Below are 19,367 nucleotides of genomic sequence, written 5' to 3' on the forward strand. Positions count from 1 at the left end.
GGTGGAAGCCGACTGGCGCGTGCGCGACCAGGCCAACCGTGAAAAGGCGCAGGCGCTCGTCGCTGAGGCGCGTCAGCGGGCGGCCAAGGCTACCGAGGAACGGCTGTCGCTGGCTGCCGCCGATCAGGCGCAGCAGATCGCGGCCGCTGAGGCGGATATCAAGGCGGCCACGGAACGTGCGCTGGGCGAGATCGAGACGATCGCCGCCGAAGCGGCGCAGGAGATCGTGGCCCGCGTGTCCGGCATCCAGGTGTCGACCGACGAAGCGAGGGGCGCCGTGAAGGCGTCGATGGCGAATGGCTGAGTTCATCATCCTCTCCGCCGCGACCGGCGGTTCCGCCCAGGTCGCCGAAAACCTCGCCCATGCGGCCGAGGCAGAGGGCATGACCGCCGAGGGGACCGAGGCGCTCAGCACCTCGATCGCCGAGGGCGGCCCGGATCACCACGTTGATCCGTCGCTGTTCGGCTTTGCCAATGGCACGGTGATCGTGTCGCTGGCAATGCTGGTGCTCATCATCATTCTTCTGGCGAAGAAGGTACCGGCCATGCTGGTCGGCGGTCTCGATCGCCAGATCGCCGGCATCCGCCAGCAGCTTGACGAGGCAAAGGCGCTTCGTGCCGAGGCTGAGGCGCTGCGCGACGAATATGCCCGCAAGATCGCTGACGCGGAAAAGACCGCGGCCGAGATGGCGGAGCAGGCCAATCACGAGGCGGAAGTCATCGTGGCCCAGGCTCGGGTCGATGCCGACGAACTCGTGAACCGCCGCGCAAAGATGGCTCAGGACAAGATCGCAGCGGCTGAACGCGCCGCGGTGAACGAGGTTCGTGCCCGCGCCGCCGCCGCGGCAGCGGACGCCGCGTCGACGCTGATCGCCGACCGTCTCGGCCCTGATGCCGACCGCGCGCTGGTCAACCGGACGATTGCCGGAATCGGTCGCCTGAACTGATCGCCTGAACAGGCAGCGGATCAGGACTGACCAGCCAAGCGGCCGCATCTCCTAGATGCGGCCGTTTTGCTATGTGGCGCCATCCGCCGCCGGTTCCGAAGCCTTCGCCTGCCGACCGCCGCTCAGGTCATCGTTCAACCACAACACTCGCACCATCACGAACGCCGCGACGGTGAGCGGCCCGCCCAGCAGGACGCCGAGTGGCCCGAACAAGGCGCCGAACAGGAAGATGGCAAAAAGCGTGATAGCCGGCGGGATCGACACCGACTTGCGCATCACCAGCGGCTCCAGGATGTTCCCCTCCGACTACTGCACGACGAGGTAGAAGCCCGCGGTCAGCGCAGCGGTCTCAATCCCCATCGTCAGCGCAATCAGCACCCCGGGGATGGCGGCGGCAATCGGCCCGATCAGCGGCACGAACTCCAGCAGCCCGGCGATCAGTCCCAGTGCGAAGGCGGATGGCACGCCGATCACCGACAGGCCGACGCCCGTCACGACCCCGACCAGCAGCATCAGCAGGATCTGTCCGATCAGCCACGCGCGCAGCGAATCGCCTGTCTGATCGATCGCCCGGGTCGCGCGCCGCTGCGCGCTCGCCGGCAGCAGCCGCAGCGCGCCGCGGCGATAGGTATCGGGCGACAGCGCGAGATAGATCCCGCCCAGCACCGCCAGCGCGAGGCCCGAAGCGGCGCTGACCACCACGCTGATGACCGACTGTGCGATCGAGGCGATCGTCGCCCTCTCCGGCATGAAGCGATCGACCAGCTGGTCGAGCCGCTCGGCGCCCACCGTATCGACCAGCGTATCCCACGCCCCGGGCAGCATGTTCGCCAATGCGCTGATCTGGGTCGACACTTCCTGCCCGAACAGCCCGACCGCGCCTATCACCACCACGGCGATGATCACGGTGGCGAGCGACAATGCGATGCCGTCGCCCATCGGCACGACCCGTTGCAGCGCGCGGGCAAAGGCCCGGAGGATCACCGCAGTGATGACCGCCGCGAACACCAGCAACATCGCATCCCGCAGCTTCCAGACAAGCAGGGCGAGGCTGACGAGGCCGATCGCGACGATGGTCTTCAGGGCGAAGTCGGCAATGGCCTCCCGGTCGATCTGCATCCTGTTCCTTGTTTTCCGGTCATTCGACCGACCCCGCGGCGTCGGTCGCCCTGGTAAGCGCTTTCCGGATCGATCAACGCCCGTCGCCGCGCGGTGTTGCGGCGACGGGAGACAACGCGCGCCACGGGGTGTGCTGCGCCGCGCCGGCTGGTACGGTCCCCGCGATGCGCCGTCGCCCGCTCCTCATCCTGGTTGCCGTGGTGCTGGCGCTGGTCGCCTATCCGCTCGCCGGGCTGGTCGGGGGCGCGCTTCCCGCCAACCGCGACTGGGTGGCGCCCCCGCAGGGCATCACCCTCTATGTCGAATCCAACGGCATCCACACCGGCATCATCATGCCCAAGGTCGCCGCTGGCGTGGACTGGCGCCCGTATTTTCCCGCCCGCGACCTGCGCGATCCGCGCTTCGCCGCTTACGATCACGTATCGGTCGGCTGGGGGGAGCATGACTTCTACCTTGAGACGCCGACCTGGGCCGATCTGCGGCCCGGCGTCGTCGTGGCCGCGGCGATCGGCAGCAATCGCACCCTGGTCCATGTCGATCATCTGCCGGCTCCGTCACCGACGGGGGAGGCTCACCGGCTGGTCGTGACGCCCGCGCAATACCGCCGGCTCGCCGCCTTCATCCAGGCGTCGCTCGTGCCGGGCGGGGCGCATTATCCCGGCTATTTCGGCAATGATGCCTTTTACGAGGCGCGCGGCCGCTACGACGCCATCCACACCTGCAACGCCTGGGTGGGGGAGGCGCTTCGCTTCGCCGGCGTCAGGGTCGGGCGCTGGACGCCTTTCCCCGCCACCGTGATGTGGTGGTTCCCTCGACACGACTAGGGCAAGGCCCGGATTGTCCTCGCCGTTTTTCGCGGTAAACGGTTACATGTTCTCGGAGGGGATTTTTCATGGCTTTCGCTCACGGCGCGACGACCAGCAACAGCGCTGATCCGTCGCCCGATACGGGGGACGGCGCGCACGTCGATGCGCCGGACCTGCGCTGGTTCGTCTTTGCGCTGTTTTTCATCTTTGGCGGCATCACCAGCCTCAATGACATCATCATGCCCAAGCTGCAGGAGCTGTTCACGCTCAGCCATGCGCAGGCAAATCTGGTAAACTCGGCGTTCTTCCTCGCCTATCTGCTGTTCTCGCTGCCCGCCGCGGCGATCGTTCGTCGTGCTGGCTACATGCGCACTGCCTCGATCGGCCTCGTCACGATGACGGTGGGCTGCCTGTTGTTCATCCCGGCGTCCAGCTCGGCGACGTTCGGCATGTTCCTGCTCGCGCTCTTCGTGCTCGGCGCCGGCATCACGGTGGTGCAGGTCGTCGCGAACCCGCTCATCTCGCTGCTCGGCCCGGCGCGCACCGCGCATAGCCGCCTGACGTTTGCGCAGGCGTTCAACTCGCTCGGCACGACCATCTTCCCGCGCGTCGGCTCGACGCTGATCCTGGGCGGTCTCGCCGGCGTCAGCGCCGCAACGTTGAGCGGCCCCGCCCTCGACGCCTACCGCATCGAGGCGTCGCGGACGATCGTCCACACCTATATCGGCCTCGCCGTCGCGCTGCTGATCATTGCTGCCGTCGTGTGGACGCGCCGCAACCGGCTGCAGGAGGAGCAGGAGCAGACCGGCTCGATCTTCCACGCGCTGACGCTCCTGTCTCGCCCGCGCTTCGCCTTCGGCGTGCTGTGCATCTTCCTCTACGTCGGTGCGGAGGTCGCGATCGGGTCGAACCTCGTCGTCTATCTGGCGCAGCCGGACGTGTGGAACGTGCCGCTCAACATCGCCGGCAATTACGTGCCCTTCTACTGGGGTGGCGCGCTGCTCGGCCGCTTCATCGGCTCGGCCGTGCTGCGGCTTGTCTCGCCGGGGAAGGTGCTCGCATTCGCCGGCACCGGCGCGATCGCGCTGCTCGCTTTCTCCGCCAACACCACCGGCACTGCCGCTGGCTGGGCGCTGATCGCGGTTGGCCTGACCAATTCGATCATGTTCCCCACGATCTTCAGCCTCGCCTCCGAAGGCCTCGGGCGGCGCGCGGCAGAGGGGTCGGGCGTCATCGCCACCGCGATCGTCGGCGGTGCGGTCATCCCGCCGCTCTACGGCACCGTGGCGGATATGACGGGCAGCCTCGCCTTCGCGCTCATCCTGCCGGTCGCCTGCTATGCGGTGATCCTGAGCTTCGGCGTCTTCGCCCGCCGCCCCGCCGCGGCCTGACCGTACGGGGAAGGGGGGCGCCGCGGCGCCCCCGCGGATGGCAGCGCACGCTGCCGCCACGACAAAAGAAAAGGCGCCGGGTAGATTGCCGGGCGCCTTTTTGTTGTGCGGTGCTGTTTGTTGAGCGGGGCCGGTGAGCTCAGCGCTGGGGATCACCACCCAGCGGGTAGAGCGCAGCGCCGATCTGCCGCCCCTCGCTGCGCAGCACGCCCCACGCCTTCGCCGCGGCGCGGCTGTCCATCGCCTCTACCCCGATCCCCCGCGCGTCCAGCGCGTCGACCAGTGCACGCGGCGGACGCGCCAGCGTGTCTCCAGTACCGATCAGGATGAACTCGGGCGCGGGGTCCAGGATCGGCGCCAGCGCTTCCTCGGTCAGTTCCGCCAGCGGCGGGGGAGTCCAGGCCTCGGCGTCAGAGACCGTCAGCAACGCGGCGCTGAGGACGGTCGTCTCGTCGAGCCGGAATCCCGCCGCCGACAGGCCACGCACGATCGGCCCGCCCGCGTCACGCTCCCGGCTCATCTTCATGCGCTGGTCACTCGGCGCGCGGCTCGCGCGGGGCGATCCGCTCGGCATTGTCGATCCCGCCGCCGCGCGGCGCGCGCTCGATGCTGGGGTCGGAGCGCAGGCCCAGCGTGATCAGCAGCGACGACGACACGTAGATCGACGAATAGGTGCCGACCACGATGCCCAGGATCATCGCCGCGGTGAAGCCGCGCAGCACATGGCCGCCCAGGAACAGCAGCGCGCCCAGCGCCAGCAGGATGGTGACCGACGTCATCACGGTACGCGGCAGCGTCTCGTTGACCGACAGGTTCACGATCTCGCGCATGTCCATCTTGCGATACCGGCGCATATTCTCGCGGATACGATCGTCGATGACGATCTTGTCGTTGATCGAATAGCCGACGATCGTCAGCACGGCGGCGACGATATTGAGGTCGAACTCAAACTGCGTCAGCGCAAAGAAGCCAAGCGTCATCAACAGATCGTGGATGATCGCCGCGATCGTGGACACGCCGAACTGCCATTCGAACCGAACGATGGCGAACAGGCCGATGCCCAGGATCGACAGCACGACCGCAAGGATGCCGTTGCGGATCAGCTCGCCCGAAACCTTGCCCGAAATGGTCGAATAGCGGCTGAACGTCGCGCCGGGGAATGCCTCGGCAATCGCGACTTCCACCTTCTTCACCGCGGCGTTGGTTGCGCCTTCGTCGGCGCCCTCCTGCACGGGCAGGCGGATCGTCAGCGTGCGCGGGTCGCCGAACTGCTGCAGCGATGCCTCGCCCAGCCCCTGCGCGTCGACAACGGAGCGCAGCTTGTCGAGATCGGGCGGAGAGGCAAACCGCTCCTCGATCATCAGGCCGCCTTCGAAATCGACGCCGAAGTTCAGGCCCTTGGCGAAGGTCACGCCGATCGCCAGCACCGACAGGATCAGCGTCAGGCCGAATGCCCAGCTACGCAGGCGGACAAAGTCGAAATTGGTATCGTCGGGGACGAGTTTCAGCAGTTTCATAGTCTCAACCCGCCACCCCGGCCGCAGCCGGGGTTTCCTTGTTGCTGGTACGTGCCGCTGCGGCACGAGACCCCGGCATGTTCCCGGGGCGACGGTCGCTCATCGATCGGCCCCAGGTCATATGTTGATCGTCTTCGGCTTGGCGCGACGCAGCCACTGCGCCGTCAGCATGCGGGTGAAGAGGACGGCGGTGAACACGCTGGTGGCGATGCCGATCAGCAGCACGACCGCGAAGCCCTTCACCGGGCCGGAGCCCAGCAGGAACATGATGATGCCGGAAATGGCGTGGGTCATGTTCGCCTCGAAGATCGTGCGGCTGGCTTCCTTGTACCCCAGTTCCACCGACTGGACCACCGATCGCCCGCGCCGCCGCTCCTCGCGGATACGCTCGTTGATCAGCACGTTGGCGTCGACCGCGGTACCGATCGTCAGCACGAAGCCAGCGATGCCCGGCAGCGTCAGCGTACCGCCGATCAGCGCCAGCACGCCGACGATGACGAACACGTTGATGACGACGGCGAGGTTCGCATAGACGCCGAACCGGCCATAGGTGACCAGCATGAAGGCAACGACCAGCGCCACCGCCACGGCAGAGGCGAGGATGCCGGCGCGGATCGATTCGGCGCCAAGGTCCGGCCCGACGGTCGATTCCTCGACCACCTTCAGCGTCACCGGCAGCTTGCCCGAACGCAGCGCGATGGCCAGCGCATTGGCGCTTTCCGTCGTGAAGCTGCCCGAGATCTGCGCGCGACCGCCCAGGATCGGCTCGTTGATGTTGGGGGCCGAGATCACCTGGTTGTCGAGGATGATCGCGAACGGCTTGTTCACGTTCTCGCGCGTCACCTGGGCGAACTTGCGGCCGCCCTGGCTGTCAAAGGTGATGGCGACCTGCGGCTCGTTGGTCTGCTGGCTGAATTCCTGCCGCGCATCGGTCAGCTGGTCGCCGGTCAGGATCGCCGACCGCTTGACCGCAATGACCGGCAGGCCGGCGGGATTGTTGGGATAGGGAAGGATCTGGCTGCCCGCCGGTGCCTGGCCGCTGGCCAGCTGCTGCGGCGTCGCGGTCTCGTCGACCAGCTTGAACTCGAGCTTCGCGGTCTTGCCCAGAAGGTCCTTCAGCGCCTGCGGGTTCTGCAGGCCCGGCACCTGCACGACGATACGGTTCGATCCCTGGCGGATGATCGTCGGCTCGCGCGTGCCAAGCTCGTCGATACGGCGGCGGACCACTTCGGTCGCGTCGCCCATCGCGGTGTCGATCGCCTGCGTCAGCCCGGCTTGCGTCGGGGTGAGGACGATACGGCTCGAATCGACGACCTGGATGTCCCATTCGCGCTGGCCGGTCAGGCCGACGCCGCCGCCGGTGATCTGGGTCAGCCGCTCGCGCGCCGCGTCCACCTGGCTCGGATCGCGCAGCAGGAACGACAGGCGCCCGCCGCGGACGGAAATGTCGCCGATCTCGATGCGGGGCCGCTGGCGCCGCATCTCGGTCTGCACCTGCTCGCGCATCGCCTCGAGCCGGCCGGACGCGATGTCGTTCACATCGGCTTCGAGCAGCAGGTAGCTGCCCCCCGCGAGGTCAAGGCCCAGGTTGATCCGCGGGTGCGGGAAGGCACCCCACGAATCGGTGATGCGCTGCGGCAACAGACTGGGGATCGCCAGCGCGACAAGCGCGATGATCGTTGCCCAGATCGAGATGACCTTCCACCGCGGGAAATCGAGCATAAGAGCGGATCGCCTCAGTCGTTCGCGGGCTTGGCGCCGAGCGCCGTCACCTCGGCGAGGGTCGCCTTGACGACCTTCACGCGGGTGTTGGCGGCGATCTCGACCTCGACGAACTGGTCCTCGACCTTGGTCACCTTGCCGACGAGGCCGCCGGCGGTAACGACCGTGTCACCCTTCTTCACCGCCGCGATCGCATTTTGCAGCGTCTTCATGCGGCGCTGCTGCGGTCGGATCATGAGGAAGTAGAAGACGACGAAGACCAGGATGAGCGGCGCCAGGCTGAGAAAGCCTGCCATGCCGCCCTGCGAGGAAGCGCCCGTGGCCGTCTGGGCATAAGCTGGAGAGATGAACATGCCGTCCTTGCGTGCACATGGGTCATGAGGCCCGCAGAACGGACCTCAAGGGAAGCGTGCGCCGCTATCACTGCCACGGCCTTGGCGCAACTCACGCGCGTGGTAAGGAAGCGCGGATAACGAGCGAGAAGGAGAGGTAATGACGATCCTGGTAATGGGTACGATCAAGCTTGGCGCCGGAGAGGGCGCAAAGGCCGCGTCGCTGTTCGCCGATCATGCCGCGGTGGTGAAAACCGAAGAGGGGTGCGAGGAATATAGCTTCGCGTTCGACGCGGCCGATCCCGATCTGGTCCGCGTCGCCGAACGCTGGGCGACTCCGGAGGCGCTGGCCGCGCACGGCCAGGCCGATCATCAAAAGGCATTCGGCCGCGCGCTGCGCGCCCATTCGCCGTCCGCCATGTCGATCGACGCCTGGGACGGGCAGCATTGGCGCAAGCTGATCTGATCACGACTTGCATATCCCGCGCGGCCCGCGTAGGGCCGCGCGTCTCGGTCGGGGCGTAGCGCAGCCTGGTAGCGCATCACACTGGGGGTGTGGGGGTCGCAGGTTCGAATCCTGTCGCCCCGACCAGAGACTTCAAGAAAAATTGCCGCCATCCCCGCGCACTGCGCGGGCGGTGGCCGCGCGCCGGCGCATCGTGCGCGGCCGGCCACGTCGAAAGCCGCGGGCGTGTGCGGCCCGTTATCGTGCACCAACATCTTGCAAGTGACCTGCTTCTGCCACAGGTGCAGCCTGAGAGGTTGGGGGCAATATCGATGAATGTTCGTGCTGGGCTGCTCCTTGCGGCGTCAATGCTTGTTGCCGGGCCTGCTTATGCACAATCCGACAAGGTCTCTCGTGGTCCCACTCCCGCCTGGGTGAGCCCATCCGAGTTGTTGCCGATGCCGGCTACCGTCACCGGTCCGTTGCTATTCCTGCGTCAGGATGTGCTGGTCCACTTGAGTGACAAGGGCCAGGCGCAATATTTCGGCTACCGCGTGAAGATCCTGGATTCCAGCGCGCTGCAGGTCGGCAATATTGCCATTGCCTGGAACCCGGCCGCCGGAGCCCCGATCGTGCATGGCATCAGCGTGTTGCGCGACGGACAGCTCGTCGACGTTCTGAAGAGCGCCTCTTTCGAAATCCTGCGGCGAGAGGATCAGCTCGAAGCGGCAATGCTCGACGGGATGCTGACGGCGGTGCTTCGCGTCCCTGATCTGCGCGTCGGCGACGAACTGGACGTGCAGTTTACCAGCTTCTCCCGCGATCCGGGGCTCGGGCCGTATGATTCGGGCATGCTGTTGCTGGGGCAGGCCCCGGCTCCCGGCCGCTATCGGCTACGGTTGAGCTGGGACGCCGGGCACGAGCCGCGGCTCAGGATTGCTCCGGACATGACGTCGGCAATGGTGAAGCAGGAGCGGGCGCTCGAATTCCGCTTCGACAATCCCGCGCTGCTATCGCCGCCGCGCGATGCGCCGCCACGCTATCTCTGGCAGCGCGCCGTGGAATACAGCGACTTTGCCGACTGGGCTTCACTGTCGCGTCACTTCGCGCCCCTCTATGCGAAGGCCGCTACCCTCGCCGCCGACTCTCCGATCAGGCGCGAAGCAGCCCGCATTGCCGCGGCTCACACGCGGCCGGTCGATCGCGCTGCCGCGGCGCTGAAGCTTGTGCAGCAGGATGTGCGCTACATCTACGTCGGCCTGAATGGCGGTAACGTGATCCCGGCGTCGGCGGACGAAACCTGGAAGCGCCGCTACGGCGACTGCAAGGGCAAGACCGCGCTGCTTCTCGCGCTGCTGGCGGAGCTTGGGATTGAGGCAGAGGCGGTCCTCATCAATGCCGATGGCAACGACGACGGGCTCGATCAACGACTCGCGTTGCCGCAGGTGTTTGATCATGTGCTTGTCCGCGCCCGCATCGACGGCCAGCGCTACTGGCTGGACGGCACCTTGCCCGCGGTTGCCACCCCAAGCGCCCAGCCCGTATTCCCGGTGGGCTGGGTCCTGCCACTCACCCCGGCCGGCAGCGCACTCGAGCAGCTGCCCTGGCGGCCGGCAACAGTGCCCGACACGATCAATCTGTTCGAGATTGACGCACGAGCCGGCTTCGACACGCCGCCCCGTGTTGTCACGACCGAGATTATCCGCGGCGTAAAGGGACTGCAGAACCAGCTGCAATTCGCCGCGATCAGCGCCCCGCAGCTGCTCGACGGCTTTCGCCAGAATGCGATCGGCGAGTTCTGGCAGACGATCGACGACGTCCAGTGGCGCTACGATCAGAAGGCGGGTGCCAGCGTCCTCACCATTTCCGGCACCGCCAGGATGACCTGGGATGAGGGCGACGGCGGTGGGAAGTCGCTGGCGTTGCCCGGTGGTGGCTTCAGCCCGCCCGATCGCCGCGCTCGTTCGCCGGGGCCAAACCAGAACGCACCCTATTACACCAAGCCTGAGTATATCTGCCACGTCACCACGGTGCGCTTGCCGACATCCACGAAGCCTGAACAATGGTCATCGAAGCCCAGCTACGACAATCGCCTGTTCGGCCGGCATTATCACCGTGTCTGGGAGATGCGCGACGGCGCGATACGGATGATCCGCGGATCGCGCGTCGAGCGGCCGGAGACCGATGCCGCGTCGGCCGAGCGCGACAATGCGCGGATCGCCAAGTTCGACAACAGCATGGGTTGGATCTTCTACGACCCCGCGGGTCGCAAGGCCGCGGTGGGGAAGGGCGAGACCGTGCCCGCGACCTATGATCTCGACTGGACGGCCGACAATGTGCCGTGCGTGTCGCCGGAAAGGCCGCAAACGGGAACGCCGTAGCCGCTCTACCTGCCCTGGTTTCGGCCCGCCGGTCGCGTTCTGCGCCGCGCCACCCCAGGCACGGGTGCGCCCCGGCGGCATCGGCCACCGGCGCGCGCATCCTCTCCGCGAATGGCCCCTTTCCAGGAGCTCTGGTGATCAGGAAATCTGGTGCGCGACTTCGGCCAGCGTCAGGCGGGCAAGCGGCTGATTCAGCTCGTTTTCGATGTCCAGGCTGCCCTTCATCGTAGTGATCCCGCGGCGTGCCGGCGTGCGCACCAGCGATCGCGCGGACCGCTGCGCCTGGATCAGCGCGGCATTGAGATCGGGCAGTTCGAAGCTTTCCGCGCGGCGGGTCATCTGGTCTGGTGTACGGACACGGAAAAAGAAAGTGGGCATGCACATCGAAATGTTCGGCAACGCCGTTGGTTGCTATGTTCAACCCACGTCATCATCATTTTGACAAATCATGTGAAAATGGACGCGCACGGGCCGCGATCCGTGTCCGGTTATGGCGGCCGGATGTGCGCCGCGTTGCGCAATATTGCCGGCGCTCAGCGTTCCAGCAGGCGCGGCATCAGCTCGACGAAATTGCAGGGCCGATGGCGGCTGTCGAGCTGGTCCTTGAGGATGCCGTCCCACCCGTCCTTCACCGCGCCGGTCGATCCGGGCAGCGCAAAGATATAGGTGCCGCGCGCCACGCAGGCGCAGGCGCGTGACTGGACGGTGGAGGTGCCGATCGTCTGGTAGGACAGCCACCGGAACAGCTCGCCAAAGCCGGGGATCATCTTGTCGGCGACCCGCTCCACCGCCTCGGGCGTCACGTCGCGCCCGGTCACCCCGGTGCCCCCGGTGGTGATGATGCAATCGATCGCCTCGTCCTCGATCCAGGCGTGAAGCTGCGCCACGATCGCATCGGCATCGTCGCGCAGGATTTGGCGCTGCGCCAGCACATGCCCCGCCTCCAGCAGCCGCGCGACGAGCGTATCGCCGGAGCGATCGTCGGCCAGGCCGCGCGTGTCGGACACGGTCAGCACGGCGATGTTGACGGGCAGGAACGGGCGGTTCGTGTCAATCGGCATGGCGAGGGTATCGCCTGCCAGCGCGACGCGATCAACGCCCCCGATCAACGATACCGTTGGGCCGCCGCGCGAAAGCGGGGGTTGGCGAAACTGTCCTCGAAGGCGGCGGCATGGTCGGGCGCGGCCGGATCACGCAACATCGCCTTCAGCATGACCAGCGCACCCGCATCGTTGGCGGCGATCTGCGCCGCGATTGCCGCCCCATCGCCGATCACGTCGACCAGCCCGATGCGCAGCGCCTCGTGCGCGTCGATCGTCGCGGCGGTGAACAGCAGGCGCGCCGCCTGCCCCGGGCCGCCCACCGCCAGCAGCCGCGCCAGATCCTCCGCCGGATAGCCGATGCCCAGCCGCGCCGGCGGGATCGCGAAGCTGGCGTCGCTGCTCGCTACCCGCACGTCCGCGGCCAGCATCAGGGCGACGGCCGCGCCATGGCAGCCGCCGTCGATCGCGGCGACCAGCGGCATGGGAAGTGCCGCCAGCGATTCCACCGCCGCGCGGATCGCGAGGCGAAAGGGCGCGCGCAGCTCGGGCGCGTCGGCAAGCCGCGCGGCTTCGCTGAGGTCAGCGCCGGCGGAAAAGATCCCCGGCACGCCCGATTGCAGCAGAACGACTGCCGCCTCGCGCGGGACCGCCGCGGCAATGTCGGCCAGCTCGTGGAAATGGGCCGCGCCCATCGCATTGCGCCGGCCATCGCGGGCGAGGGTGATTCGCGCGATCGCCCCGTCCATCTCAAACCCGATCATGCCAGCCGGCTCGCCATCTGCCACCAGCCGGGCTCGGCGGCGGCGACCGCGGCAGCGGCTTGGTCGCGCTGCGCAACCGTCTCGAACAGCGCGAGGCACGTCGCGCCCGATCCCGACATACGCGCCAGCTTTACGCCGGGCTGCGCGGCAAGCACCGCGATCACCCGGTCGATTTCCGGCGCCAGGCTGCGCGCCGCCGGCTCCAGGTCGTTGCGCCCGCCGATCGGGTCCGCCGGATCCAGCGGTCCGCGATCGATCCCGTCCCAGGCGCCAAAGACCGCCGCGGTCGACACCGCCACGCCCGGATTGACCAGCAGCACCGGCGCACCGGCCCAGCCATCCAGCGGCGCCAAGGCATCGCCCTTGCCGGTGCCGAAGGCGGTCCGCCCGGCCAGGCAGGCGGGAACGTCGGCGCCCAGTCTGGCAGCGACGGCGATCAGCCGCGGATCATCCGCCGAAACGCCATGCCGCCGCGCCAGTGCGCGCAGCGTCGCCGCCGCATCGGCCGAACCCCCGCCAATCCCCGATGCCACGGGCAGGTTCTTCTCCAGGATGATCGCATGGCGCTGCGCGACGCCAAAGGTATCGCGAAAGCCATCGGCGGCACGCGTCACCAGATTGTCGGTCCAGCCAGCACGATCCGCTGGCACCACGTCGGTCGCCGCCGCCAGCGCGCTCGCGAACGGCCCGGTAATGGTAAAGCTGTCATCCTGCGCGTCCGCGATCGTCACCACGTCGCCGTCGCGGCAGAACACGAACAGCGTTTCCAGATCGTGATAGCCGTCGGGCCGCCGCGCGCGGACGTGAAGCGCAAGGTTCAGCTTCGCCGGCGCCGGCTCCACAATCACATCGCTGGAAATCATTGCTGGGCAGTCGGTCCGTTGGCGATCTTCGCCGCGAGCCGCGCGGACGTTTCGGGTTCCGCGACGACCTTCGCCGCGCGCCATGCGTATCGCGCGTCGACGCGCCTGCCCAGCGTCCAGTAAATGTCACCGAGATGCTCGTTGACCTCGACATCGGCGGGGGAGGCGGCCGCCGCGCGCTCGATCAGCGGCAGCGCGCGCTTGCTGTCGCCCGCCAGATGATATGCCCAGCCCAGCGAATCGGTGATCGCGGCATCATTGGGCCTCAGCGCGCTCGCCTTTTCCAGCAGCGCCTGCGCCGGGGCGACCGGCTCGCCATGCACGATCTGTGCATAGCCGAGATAGTTCAGCGCCAGCGGCTCCTCGGGCGCGAGCCGCACCGCTTCCTGCAAGGCGCGGTGCGCGCCGGGCCAGTCGCCCGCTTCGTCCAGCGCAGCGCCATATTGCAGCCACGTCGACCAGTCCGCCTCACCCTTGTCGATCAGCCGGCGATAGACGGGCACCGCATCCGCCGGCCGGTCGGCGGTCATCAACAGGTCGCCATAGCGTTGCAGCGACGCGGGGGTGTTGTCGCGCGACTCGGCCTCGGCCGCTGCGATCGCCTCGTCGATACGGTCGGCGTTGGCCAGGATCTGGACGCGGCCGGCCCGCGCTGCGTCGCGATAGGGGCTGGTCGGCGGAATCGCCTTCAGCGTCGCGATCGCCCGCGCGGGTTCACCGGCGCGCGACAGCGTATGCGCCAGCAGCAGGCGGGCGCGATCATTGCCGGCATCCGCCATCACCGCCGCCTGCGCCAGCGCGAGCGGCAGCGGGCTGTCGGGCCCGAGGATCAGGTCGCTGGCGATACGCGTGAACAGCGCCGACGCGCCGAATGCCAGCGATGGCTGCGCGCCCGGACCCGGCTGGTCGCGCAGCGCCGCGATCGGTGCCGCGTCCCCGGCCAGCAGCCCGCGTGCCTCCGCCGCCCGCCCGGTACCGATCAGCAGCCGCGCGGCGATGATGCGCAGGTCTTCGCTCGCCTGGCCGGTGCCCAGCATCGCGCTCAGCGTGGTCAGCCCCTCGCGGGTGTTGCCTTGCGCGATCAGGATCAGCGCGCGCGTTTCGCCGGCAAAGCGCCGCGCCACGCTGTCGCTGCGGCCGACCGCCAGCAGGGGCAGGGGGTCCTTGCCGCGCGCGAACGCGGCCCAGGCGGCGAGCGGCGGCGCCATCACCGCGAACTGGCCCTTGCCGATCCGCGCAATCGCGGCGTCGGCGGTGTCGAAGTCCGCATGCGCGGCGGCACTGGCGAGGATCAGCAGGTCGGCGTCGGCGGGGGCGGCGCTGCCCAGCGCCACCGCGGCGTCGAGCGCCAGCTTCAGGTTCCCCGCCTTGATCGCCTCGCGATAGGCGTAGGCGGCGACGCCCTTGTCGCCCGGCGTCGCGGCCAGCGCATCGGCGTAGCGCTGCGCCGCCGCCTCGGCCGCGCCCTCGCCATCGGCGGCGCGCGCCTGCAGATAAGCGAGCAGGTCGGGCACGGCGGCATGCGCCGGCGCTGCGGCGACGATCGCCGCAAGCGCCGCCGCTGCCAGCAGCTTACATGTTGGGATAGTTCGGCCCACCACCGCCCTCGGGCACCACCCAGTTGATGTTCTGCGTCGGATCCTTGATGTCGCACGTCTTGCAGTGGACGCAATTCTGCGCGTTGATCACGAACTTCGGATCGCCCGTTTCCTCGCCGACGATCTCGTACACGCCCGCCGGGCAGTAACGCTGCGCCGGCTCGTCATACAGCGGCAGGTCGTATTCGACCGGGATGTTCGGGTCCTTCAGCGTCAGGTGGATCGGCTGATCCTCCTCGTGATTGGTGTTCGACAGGAACACCGAGGAGAGGCGATCGAACGTCAGCACGCCGTCGGGCTTGGGATAGTCGATCTTCTTGGCCATGTCCTTGCGCCACAAGGTCTCATGGTCGGCATGCTGCTTCATGGTCAGCGGCCATTTCAGGCCGAAGTTTTCCATCCACATCGCAATGCCGGCGATGCCCGAACCCATGAAATCGCCGAACTTCTTCACCAGCGGCGCGACGTTGCGGACGATCGACAGCTCCTTCTTCACCCACGACGCCTCGAACGCCTCGGGGTAAGCGGTCAGCTCGTCGCCCTGGCGCTGCGACAGGATCGCGTCGACCGCGGCCTCGGCGGCCATCATGCCGCTCTTCATCGAGGTATGCGTGCCCTTGATCCGCGGCACGTTGAGGAAACCGGCGCTGTCGCCGATCAGCGCGCCCCCCGGGAAGACGAGCTTCGGGATCGACTGTAGCCCGCCGTCGCTGATCGCGCGCGCGCCATAGCTCACCCGCTTGCCGCCCTTCAGCAGCTTCGCGATCTCGGGATGCGTCTTCCAGCGCTGCATTTCGGCGAACGGGAAGACATAGGGGTTGGAATAGTTCAGCCACGTGACGAGGCCGATCGAAACCTGCCCATTCGCCTGGTGATAGATCCAGCCGCCGCCGTTGGTGTCGCTTTCACTGAGCGGCCACCCTTGCGTGTGGATCACCTTGCCCGGCTCGTGCATCGCGGGGTCGATGTCCCACAATTCCTTGATGCCAAGGCCATAGGACTGCGGATCGCAATTGGCACGCAGGTCGAAAATGCGCATCAACTCCTTCGACAGATGCCCACGGCACCCCTCGGAGAAGAAGGTGTATTTGGCGTGCAGCTCCAGCCCTGGCTGGTAATCGGGCTTGCGCGTGCCGTCGCGCGCCACGCCCATGTCGCCGGTCGCGACGCCCTTCACGCTGCCGTCCTCGTTGAACAGGATCTCGGCCGCGGCGAAGCCCGGGAAGATCTCGACACCCAGTTCCTCGGCCTTGCTCGCCAGCCAGCGGCACAGATTGCCCAGGCTCCCGGTATAGGTGCCCTTGTTGTGCATGAACGGCGGTGTCATCAGGTGGGGCAGGTTGAACTTGCCCTGCTTGCTCAGCACCCAGTGGATGTTCTGCGTCACCGGCACTTCGGCCAGCGGGCACCCGTCCTCGCGCCAGTTGGGCAGCAGCTCGTCCAGGCTGCGCGGATCGATCACCGCCCCCGACAGGATATGCGCGCCCACTTCGCTGCCCTTTTCGAGCACGCAGACGGACAGGTCGGCTTCCTTCTCGGCGGCGAGCTGTTTCAGGCGGATCGCCGCGCTGAGGCCGGCCGGCCCCGCACCCACGATCACCACGTCATAAGGCATCGACTCGCGTTCGCTCATCATTCTCTCCATTGGCCGGCCCCGATCGTAAGCGAGCGATCGGGCGCGCGCCGGCAACGTCTTGTCCCCATCGGCTGTCGAGCGAATTGACCGCTACGTCAACCGTAACGCTATGAAGCGGCTTATGGGGGCAGATCAGAACACGAATTGGCGGTTGGCCGCGGCAAGCGTCCTCGAATGGTGGCAGGACGCGGGCGTCGACATGCTCGTCGGCGACGATCCGTTCGACTGGCTGGGCGGCGAAGAGCCGGTTGCCCTAGCGTCATCGCCACCGGCGCAGCCGCGCGGCGCGCCGCTGGATCCCCCCGTCACGGCGACGCTGCCGGCGACGCTGGAGGAACTGCTCGCCTGGCGCATCGGCACCGCCGCGCCGGAGGCGGGATGGGGCGTGCCGCTGGTCACCGCCAGCGGCCCGACAACCGCAGACCTCATGATCCTGATCGACTGTCCGGAGCGGGACTCGACCGATTCGCTGCTTGGCGGCATGGCCGGGCGGCTGTTCGACCGGATGCTCGCCGCGATCGGCCGCTCGCGCGACGATGTGCACCTCGCCAGCGTCTGCGCCGCCCGTCCGGCGGCGGGACGAATGCCGCGCGATCTTGAACAGCGGCTGGGCGAAATCGCCCGCCATCACGTCGCGCTGGCCGCCCCGAAGCGGCTTCTGGTGATGGGCGATGCGGCGAGCCGTGCCATCCTGGCGGCGAACGTCATGGAAGCCCGTGGGCGTTTACATGCACTTAACCATAGAGTCTCACAAACGACGGAGGTCGTCGCGAGCTTCCATCCGCGCATGCTGTTGGAGCGGCCCGCGCTCAAGGCCGACGCGTGGAGGGATCTGCAATTGCTGAAAAGGGGACTTGAGTGATGCGGATGCTGCTTGCGGCCGTCTCGGCCGTGGCGCTTGCGCCAACGATGGTCGCGGCTGAACCGGTGCGCCATGAGGCGCCCGGCAAACCCGTCATTCCGCCGCAGCTCTCGCCGGAGCAGCGCAGCCAGTATCGCGCGGTGTTCGCCGCCGTTCGTGAAAGCCGCTGGCAGGACGCGCAGCTTGCGCTCGACGGCATGGCCCCCGGCCCGCTGCACAGCTACGCCCGCGCCGAACTTTACACCGCCAAGGGCTCGCCCCGCGTGGAGCTTGAGCCGCTGGTCCGCCTGCTGACCGAGGCGCCCGAACTGCCCCAGGCCGAATCGCTCGCCCGCCTCGCCCGTGCGCGCGGCGCCGCGGACCTGCCCCCGCTTCCGGTAGCGCAGCGGCTCATCTGGCAGGACGGCGCGCCCACCCGCGTGCGCGCCCGTGCCACGCGCAGCGATGCGATCGCCGCCGATCTGGCCAACAAGATGCAGCCTTATGTGAAGGCGGACATGGGCCGCGCGGCGGAATCGCTGCTCGATTCGACCAGTGGCCTGACGCCGGAGGCGCAGACCGAATGGCAGTCGCGAGTCGCCTGGATCTATTTCCTCCAGGGGCTCGACGGCGACGCCCGCCGCCTCGGCGAAAAGGCTGCGCGCGGGCAGGGCGACTGGGCCACCCATGCGCGCTGGACGTCGGCGCTCGCCGCCTGGCGCCAGAATGATTGCGCCGCTGCCGGTGAGGGGTTCGAGGCGGTCTCCGCCCGCGCCGGTGATACCGACATGCGCGCCGCCGGCCTCTATTGGGCCAGCCGCGCCGACATGATGTGCGGCCGCCCCGACCGGGTCGAGGGCCGGCTGAAGAACGCCGCACAATATAGCGAGACCTTCTACGGCCAGATCGCGCGTCAGGCGCTCGGCATGCAGACCGCGGCCTTCAAGCCGCAGAAGGTGACGAGCGACTGGGCCAATCTGGAACGCCGCCCCAACATCCGCGTCGCCGCCGCGCTGATCGAGATTGGCGAGGACAGCGCCGCCGATCAGGTGATCCGCCAGCAGGCGAAGATCGGCCCCAAGGCAGAATTCGCCAGCCTGGTCCGCGTGACCGAGCAGATGAATCTCCCCGCCAGCGTCGTGTGGCTCGCACACAATTGCCCGGAAGGCTTCGTCGCCACCGCCGACACGCGCTATCCGACGCCGAACTGGACGCCCGACACCGGCTGGCGCGTCGACAAGGCGCTGGTCTATGCTCACACCCTCCAGGAATCGGGTTTCCGCAACAAGGTGGTGTCGCCCGCCGGTGCCTATGGCCTGATGCAGATCATGCCCGCCGCGGCGACCGATTACATGCGCGAACGCGGGGTTCAGGTGGACAAGGCCGCGCTGACCCGCCCCTCGACCAACATCGACATCGGCCAGCGTCATCTGGAGCGGCTGCGTGACATGGGGCTGACGCAGGGCCTGCTGCCCAAGGTGATCGCCGCCTATAACGCGGGCCCACGCCCGGTCGGCGAATGGAACTCGCTGGTGCGTGATAACGGCGATCCGCTGCTCTACATCGAAAGCATCCCTTATTGGGAAACGCGCGGCTATGTCGTCACCGTGCTGCGCAATTACTGGATGTATGAGGGGCAGACCGGCCGTGACAAATCGGTCAGCCGCGCCGCGCTCGCACAGGGCATGTGGCCGCGCTTCCCCGGCATGAAGGGTGAGCCTGCGGTGCGGATCGCGGCCAGGCCGTCGACCAATACCGTCGCGGTTAATGCCGCGGTTGCGCCGGCCCCGGGCAGCGCCGGCACCAGCCTGCAATAAGCCTTCGCCATGCTGCCGGCGCCTCGATCGGGGCGCCGGCGGCGGCATGTTGGAAATCTCGCGTTCCACTATTGTTCTTTAGGAACAAAGTCGATACGACTGCGATCGTGCGTTGAACGGTTCGCGCGCTTGATCTAGCGAGAGACCT

17 protein-coding genes, 1 tRNA gene and 2 pseudogenes are annotated in these 19,367 nt (G+C 67.8%); 9 read left to right on the plus strand and 11 right to left on the minus strand.

The window, feature by feature from the left end; translation table 11 throughout:
* Nucleotides 1-304, plus strand: a pseudogene (locus tag CA236_RS18765) (ATPase); the annotation flags it as partial.
* Nucleotides 297-947 (plus strand): hypothetical protein, encoded by a 651-nt coding sequence (locus tag CA236_RS09655; protein WP_125945449.1) that lies wholly within the window; start codon nt 297-299, stop codon nt 945-947. The pseudogene CA236_RS18765 and the gene CA236_RS09655, both read left to right, overlap by 8 nt.
* A 69-nt stretch (nt 948-1,016) precedes the next feature.
* On the opposite strand, the pseudogene CA236_RS09665 reads toward CA236_RS09655, so the two are convergent.
* Nucleotides 1,017-2,066, minus strand: a pseudogene (locus tag CA236_RS09665) (AI-2E family transporter).
* Between the two features lie 164 nt (nt 2,067-2,230).
* Here CA236_RS09665 and CA236_RS09670 point away from each other — a divergent pair.
* Nucleotides 2,231-2,890, plus strand: coding sequence for a TIGR02117 family protein (locus CA236_RS09670; protein WP_125945452.1), 660 nt, complete (start codon nt 2,231-2,233; stop codon nt 2,888-2,890).
* Between the two features lie 68 nt (nt 2,891-2,958).
* Complete coding sequence (locus CA236_RS09675; RefSeq protein WP_125945453.1) at nt 2,959-4,263, plus strand: sugar MFS transporter; 1,305 nt, start codon at nt 2,959-2,961, stop codon at nt 4,261-4,263.
* A gap of 139 nt (nt 4,264-4,402) precedes the next feature.
* Here the strand turns inward: CA236_RS09675 and CA236_RS09680 are convergent, their stop codons facing one another.
* From CA236_RS09680 to yajC, 4 genes are all read right to left on the minus strand, one after another.
* Nucleotides 4,403-4,789: an Mth938-like domain-containing protein gene (locus tag CA236_RS09680; RefSeq protein ID WP_241212595.1), complete on the minus strand. Its 387-nt coding sequence runs from the start codon at nt 4,787-4,789 to the stop codon at nt 4,403-4,405.
* A gap of 7 nt (nt 4,790-4,796) precedes the next feature.
* The gene (secF, locus tag CA236_RS09685) at nt 4,797-5,780 is read right to left on the minus strand and encodes a protein translocase subunit SecF (protein ID WP_046409270.1); all 984 of its coding nucleotides are present in this window, start codon (nt 5,778-5,780) and stop codon (nt 4,797-4,799) included.
* 117 nt (nt 5,781-5,897) lie between these two features.
* Nucleotides 5,898-7,502 carry a protein translocase subunit SecD gene (gene secD, locus CA236_RS09690; RefSeq protein ID WP_046409271.1) on the minus strand — a complete coding sequence of 535 codons (1,605 nt, stop codon included), beginning with the start codon at nt 7,500-7,502 and terminating at the stop codon, nt 5,898-5,900.
* A 14-nt stretch (nt 7,503-7,516) separates the two neighbouring features.
* Nucleotides 7,517-7,855 carry a preprotein translocase subunit YajC gene (gene yajC / locus CA236_RS09695; RefSeq protein WP_125945455.1) on the minus strand — a complete coding sequence of 113 codons (339 nt, stop codon included), beginning with the start codon at nt 7,853-7,855 and terminating at the stop codon, nt 7,517-7,519.
* A gap of 139 nt (nt 7,856-7,994) precedes the next feature.
* On the opposite strand from yajC, the gene CA236_RS09700 reads away from it, so the two are divergent.
* The 3 genes from CA236_RS09700 to CA236_RS09710 all read left to right on the plus strand — a co-directional run bounded on the left by CA236_RS09700 (nt 7,995) and on the right by CA236_RS09710 (nt 10,660).
* Complete coding sequence (locus CA236_RS09700) at nt 7,995-8,300, plus strand: antibiotic biosynthesis monooxygenase (RefSeq protein WP_046409273.1); 306 nt, start codon at nt 7,995-7,997, stop codon at nt 8,298-8,300.
* Between the two features lie 49 nt (nt 8,301-8,349).
* Nucleotides 8,350-8,426: transfer RNA gene (locus CA236_RS09705), tRNA-Pro, on the plus strand.
* Nucleotides 8,390-10,660 carry a DUF3857 domain-containing transglutaminase family protein gene (locus CA236_RS09710; protein WP_241212596.1) on the plus strand — a complete coding sequence of 757 codons (2,271 nt, stop codon included), beginning with the start codon at nt 8,390-8,392 and terminating at the stop codon, nt 10,658-10,660. Before CA236_RS09705 ends, CA236_RS09710 begins: the two co-directional genes overlap by 37 nt.
* Before the next feature lie 138 nt (nt 10,661-10,798).
* Here CA236_RS09710 and CA236_RS09715 read toward each other — a convergent pair whose 3' ends face one another.
* The 6 genes from CA236_RS09715 to CA236_RS09740 form a co-directional block, all read right to left on the minus strand.
* Nucleotides 10,799-10,999 (minus strand): hypothetical protein, encoded by a 201-nt coding sequence (locus tag CA236_RS09715; RefSeq protein ID WP_052742538.1) that lies wholly within the window; start codon nt 10,997-10,999, stop codon nt 10,799-10,801.
* A gap of 194 nt (nt 11,000-11,193) precedes the next feature.
* Complete coding sequence (moaB, locus tag CA236_RS09720) at nt 11,194-11,721, minus strand: molybdenum cofactor biosynthesis protein B (RefSeq protein WP_046409336.1); 528 nt, start codon at nt 11,719-11,721, stop codon at nt 11,194-11,196.
* 44 nt (nt 11,722-11,765) lie between these two features.
* Nucleotides 11,766-12,464, minus strand: coding sequence for an enoyl-CoA hydratase/isomerase family protein (locus CA236_RS09725; RefSeq protein WP_125945456.1), 699 nt, complete (start codon nt 12,462-12,464; stop codon nt 11,766-11,768).
* Entirely contained in the window at nt 12,461-13,327 is an 867-nt protein-coding gene (locus tag CA236_RS09730) for a 4-(cytidine 5'-diphospho)-2-C-methyl-D-erythritol kinase (RefSeq protein WP_206430539.1), read from the minus strand. The genes CA236_RS09725 and CA236_RS09730 overlap by 4 nt, the downstream gene beginning before the upstream one ends.
* Complete coding sequence (locus CA236_RS09735) at nt 13,324-14,925, minus strand: tetratricopeptide repeat protein (protein WP_241212597.1); 1,602 nt, start codon at nt 14,923-14,925, stop codon at nt 13,324-13,326. Before CA236_RS09735 ends, CA236_RS09730 begins: the two co-directional genes overlap by 4 nt.
* A complete protein-coding gene (locus CA236_RS09740; protein ID WP_125945457.1) occupies nt 14,900-16,558 on the minus strand; it encodes an electron transfer flavoprotein-ubiquinone oxidoreductase in 1,659 nt (552 codons plus the stop codon). Before CA236_RS09740 ends, CA236_RS09735 begins: the two co-directional genes overlap by 26 nt.
* 124 nt (nt 16,559-16,682) lie before the next feature.
* Here CA236_RS09740 and CA236_RS09745 point away from each other — a divergent pair, with 124 nt between their 5' ends.
* Nucleotides 16,683-17,423, plus strand: a complete 741-nt coding sequence (locus CA236_RS09745; RefSeq protein ID WP_125945458.1) for a uracil-DNA glycosylase — start codon at nt 16,683-16,685, stop codon at nt 17,421-17,423.
* Entirely contained in the window at nt 17,423-19,219 is a 1,797-nt protein-coding gene (locus CA236_RS09750) for a lytic transglycosylase domain-containing protein (protein WP_125945459.1), read from the plus strand. Before CA236_RS09745 ends, CA236_RS09750 begins: the two co-directional genes overlap by 1 nt.
* The last annotated feature ends 148 nt before the right edge of the window (nt 19,220-19,367 follow it).

The sequence above is a fragment of the Sphingomonas sp. ABOLG genome, from assembly GCF_003950435.1.
GTDB lineage: Bacteria > Pseudomonadota > Alphaproteobacteria > Sphingomonadales > Sphingomonadaceae > Sphingomonas > Sphingomonas panaciterrae.

What these genes read in the sequence shown, in the direction of transcription:
- secD (WP_046409271.1), bottom strand. Translation starts at nt 7,502, where the DNA reads ATGCTCGATTTCCCGCGGTGGAAGGTCATCTCGATCTGGGCAACGATC.
- moaB (WP_046409336.1), bottom strand. Translation starts at nt 11,721, where the DNA reads ATGCCGATTGACACGAACCGCCCGTTCCTGCCCGTCAACATCGCCGTG.
- CA236_RS09675 (WP_125945453.1), top strand. Translation starts at nt 2,959, where the DNA reads ATGGCTTTCGCTCACGGCGCGACGACCAGCAACAGCGCTGATCCGTCG.
- CA236_RS09740 (WP_125945457.1), bottom strand. Translation starts at nt 16,558, where the DNA reads ATGAGCGAACGCGAGTCGATGCCTTATGACGTGGTGATCGTGGGTGCG.
- CA236_RS09670 (WP_125945452.1), top strand. Translation starts at nt 2,231, where the DNA reads ATGCGCCGTCGCCCGCTCCTCATCCTGGTTGCCGTGGTGCTGGCGCTG.
- CA236_RS09725 (WP_125945456.1), bottom strand. Translation starts at nt 12,464, where the DNA reads ATGATCGGGTTTGAGATGGACGGGGCGATCGCGCGAATCACCCTCGCC.
- CA236_RS09655 (WP_125945449.1), top strand. Translation starts at nt 297, where the DNA reads ATGGCTGAGTTCATCATCCTCTCCGCCGCGACCGGCGGTTCCGCCCAG.
- CA236_RS09715 (WP_052742538.1), bottom strand. Translation starts at nt 10,999, where the DNA reads ATGACCCGCCGCGCGGAAAGCTTCGAACTGCCCGATCTCAATGCCGCG.
- secF (WP_046409270.1), bottom strand. Translation starts at nt 5,780, where the DNA reads ATGAAACTGCTGAAACTCGTCCCCGACGATACCAATTTCGACTTTGTC.
- CA236_RS09745 (WP_125945458.1), top strand. Translation starts at nt 16,683, where the DNA reads ATGGGGGCAGATCAGAACACGAATTGGCGGTTGGCCGCGGCAAGCGTC.
- yajC (WP_125945455.1), bottom strand. Translation starts at nt 7,855, where the DNA reads ATGTTCATCTCTCCAGCTTATGCCCAGACGGCCACGGGCGCTTCCTCG.
- CA236_RS09730 (WP_206430539.1), bottom strand. Translation starts at nt 13,327, where the DNA reads ATGATTTCCAGCGATGTGATTGTGGAGCCGGCGCCGGCGAAGCTGAAC.
- CA236_RS09700 (WP_046409273.1), top strand. Translation starts at nt 7,995, where the DNA reads ATGACGATCCTGGTAATGGGTACGATCAAGCTTGGCGCCGGAGAGGGC.
- CA236_RS09750 (WP_125945459.1), top strand. Translation starts at nt 17,423, where the DNA reads ATGCGGATGCTGCTTGCGGCCGTCTCGGCCGTGGCGCTTGCGCCAACG.
- CA236_RS09680 (WP_241212595.1), bottom strand. Translation starts at nt 4,789, where the DNA reads ATGAAGATGAGCCGGGAGCGTGACGCGGGCGGGCCGATCGTGCGTGGC.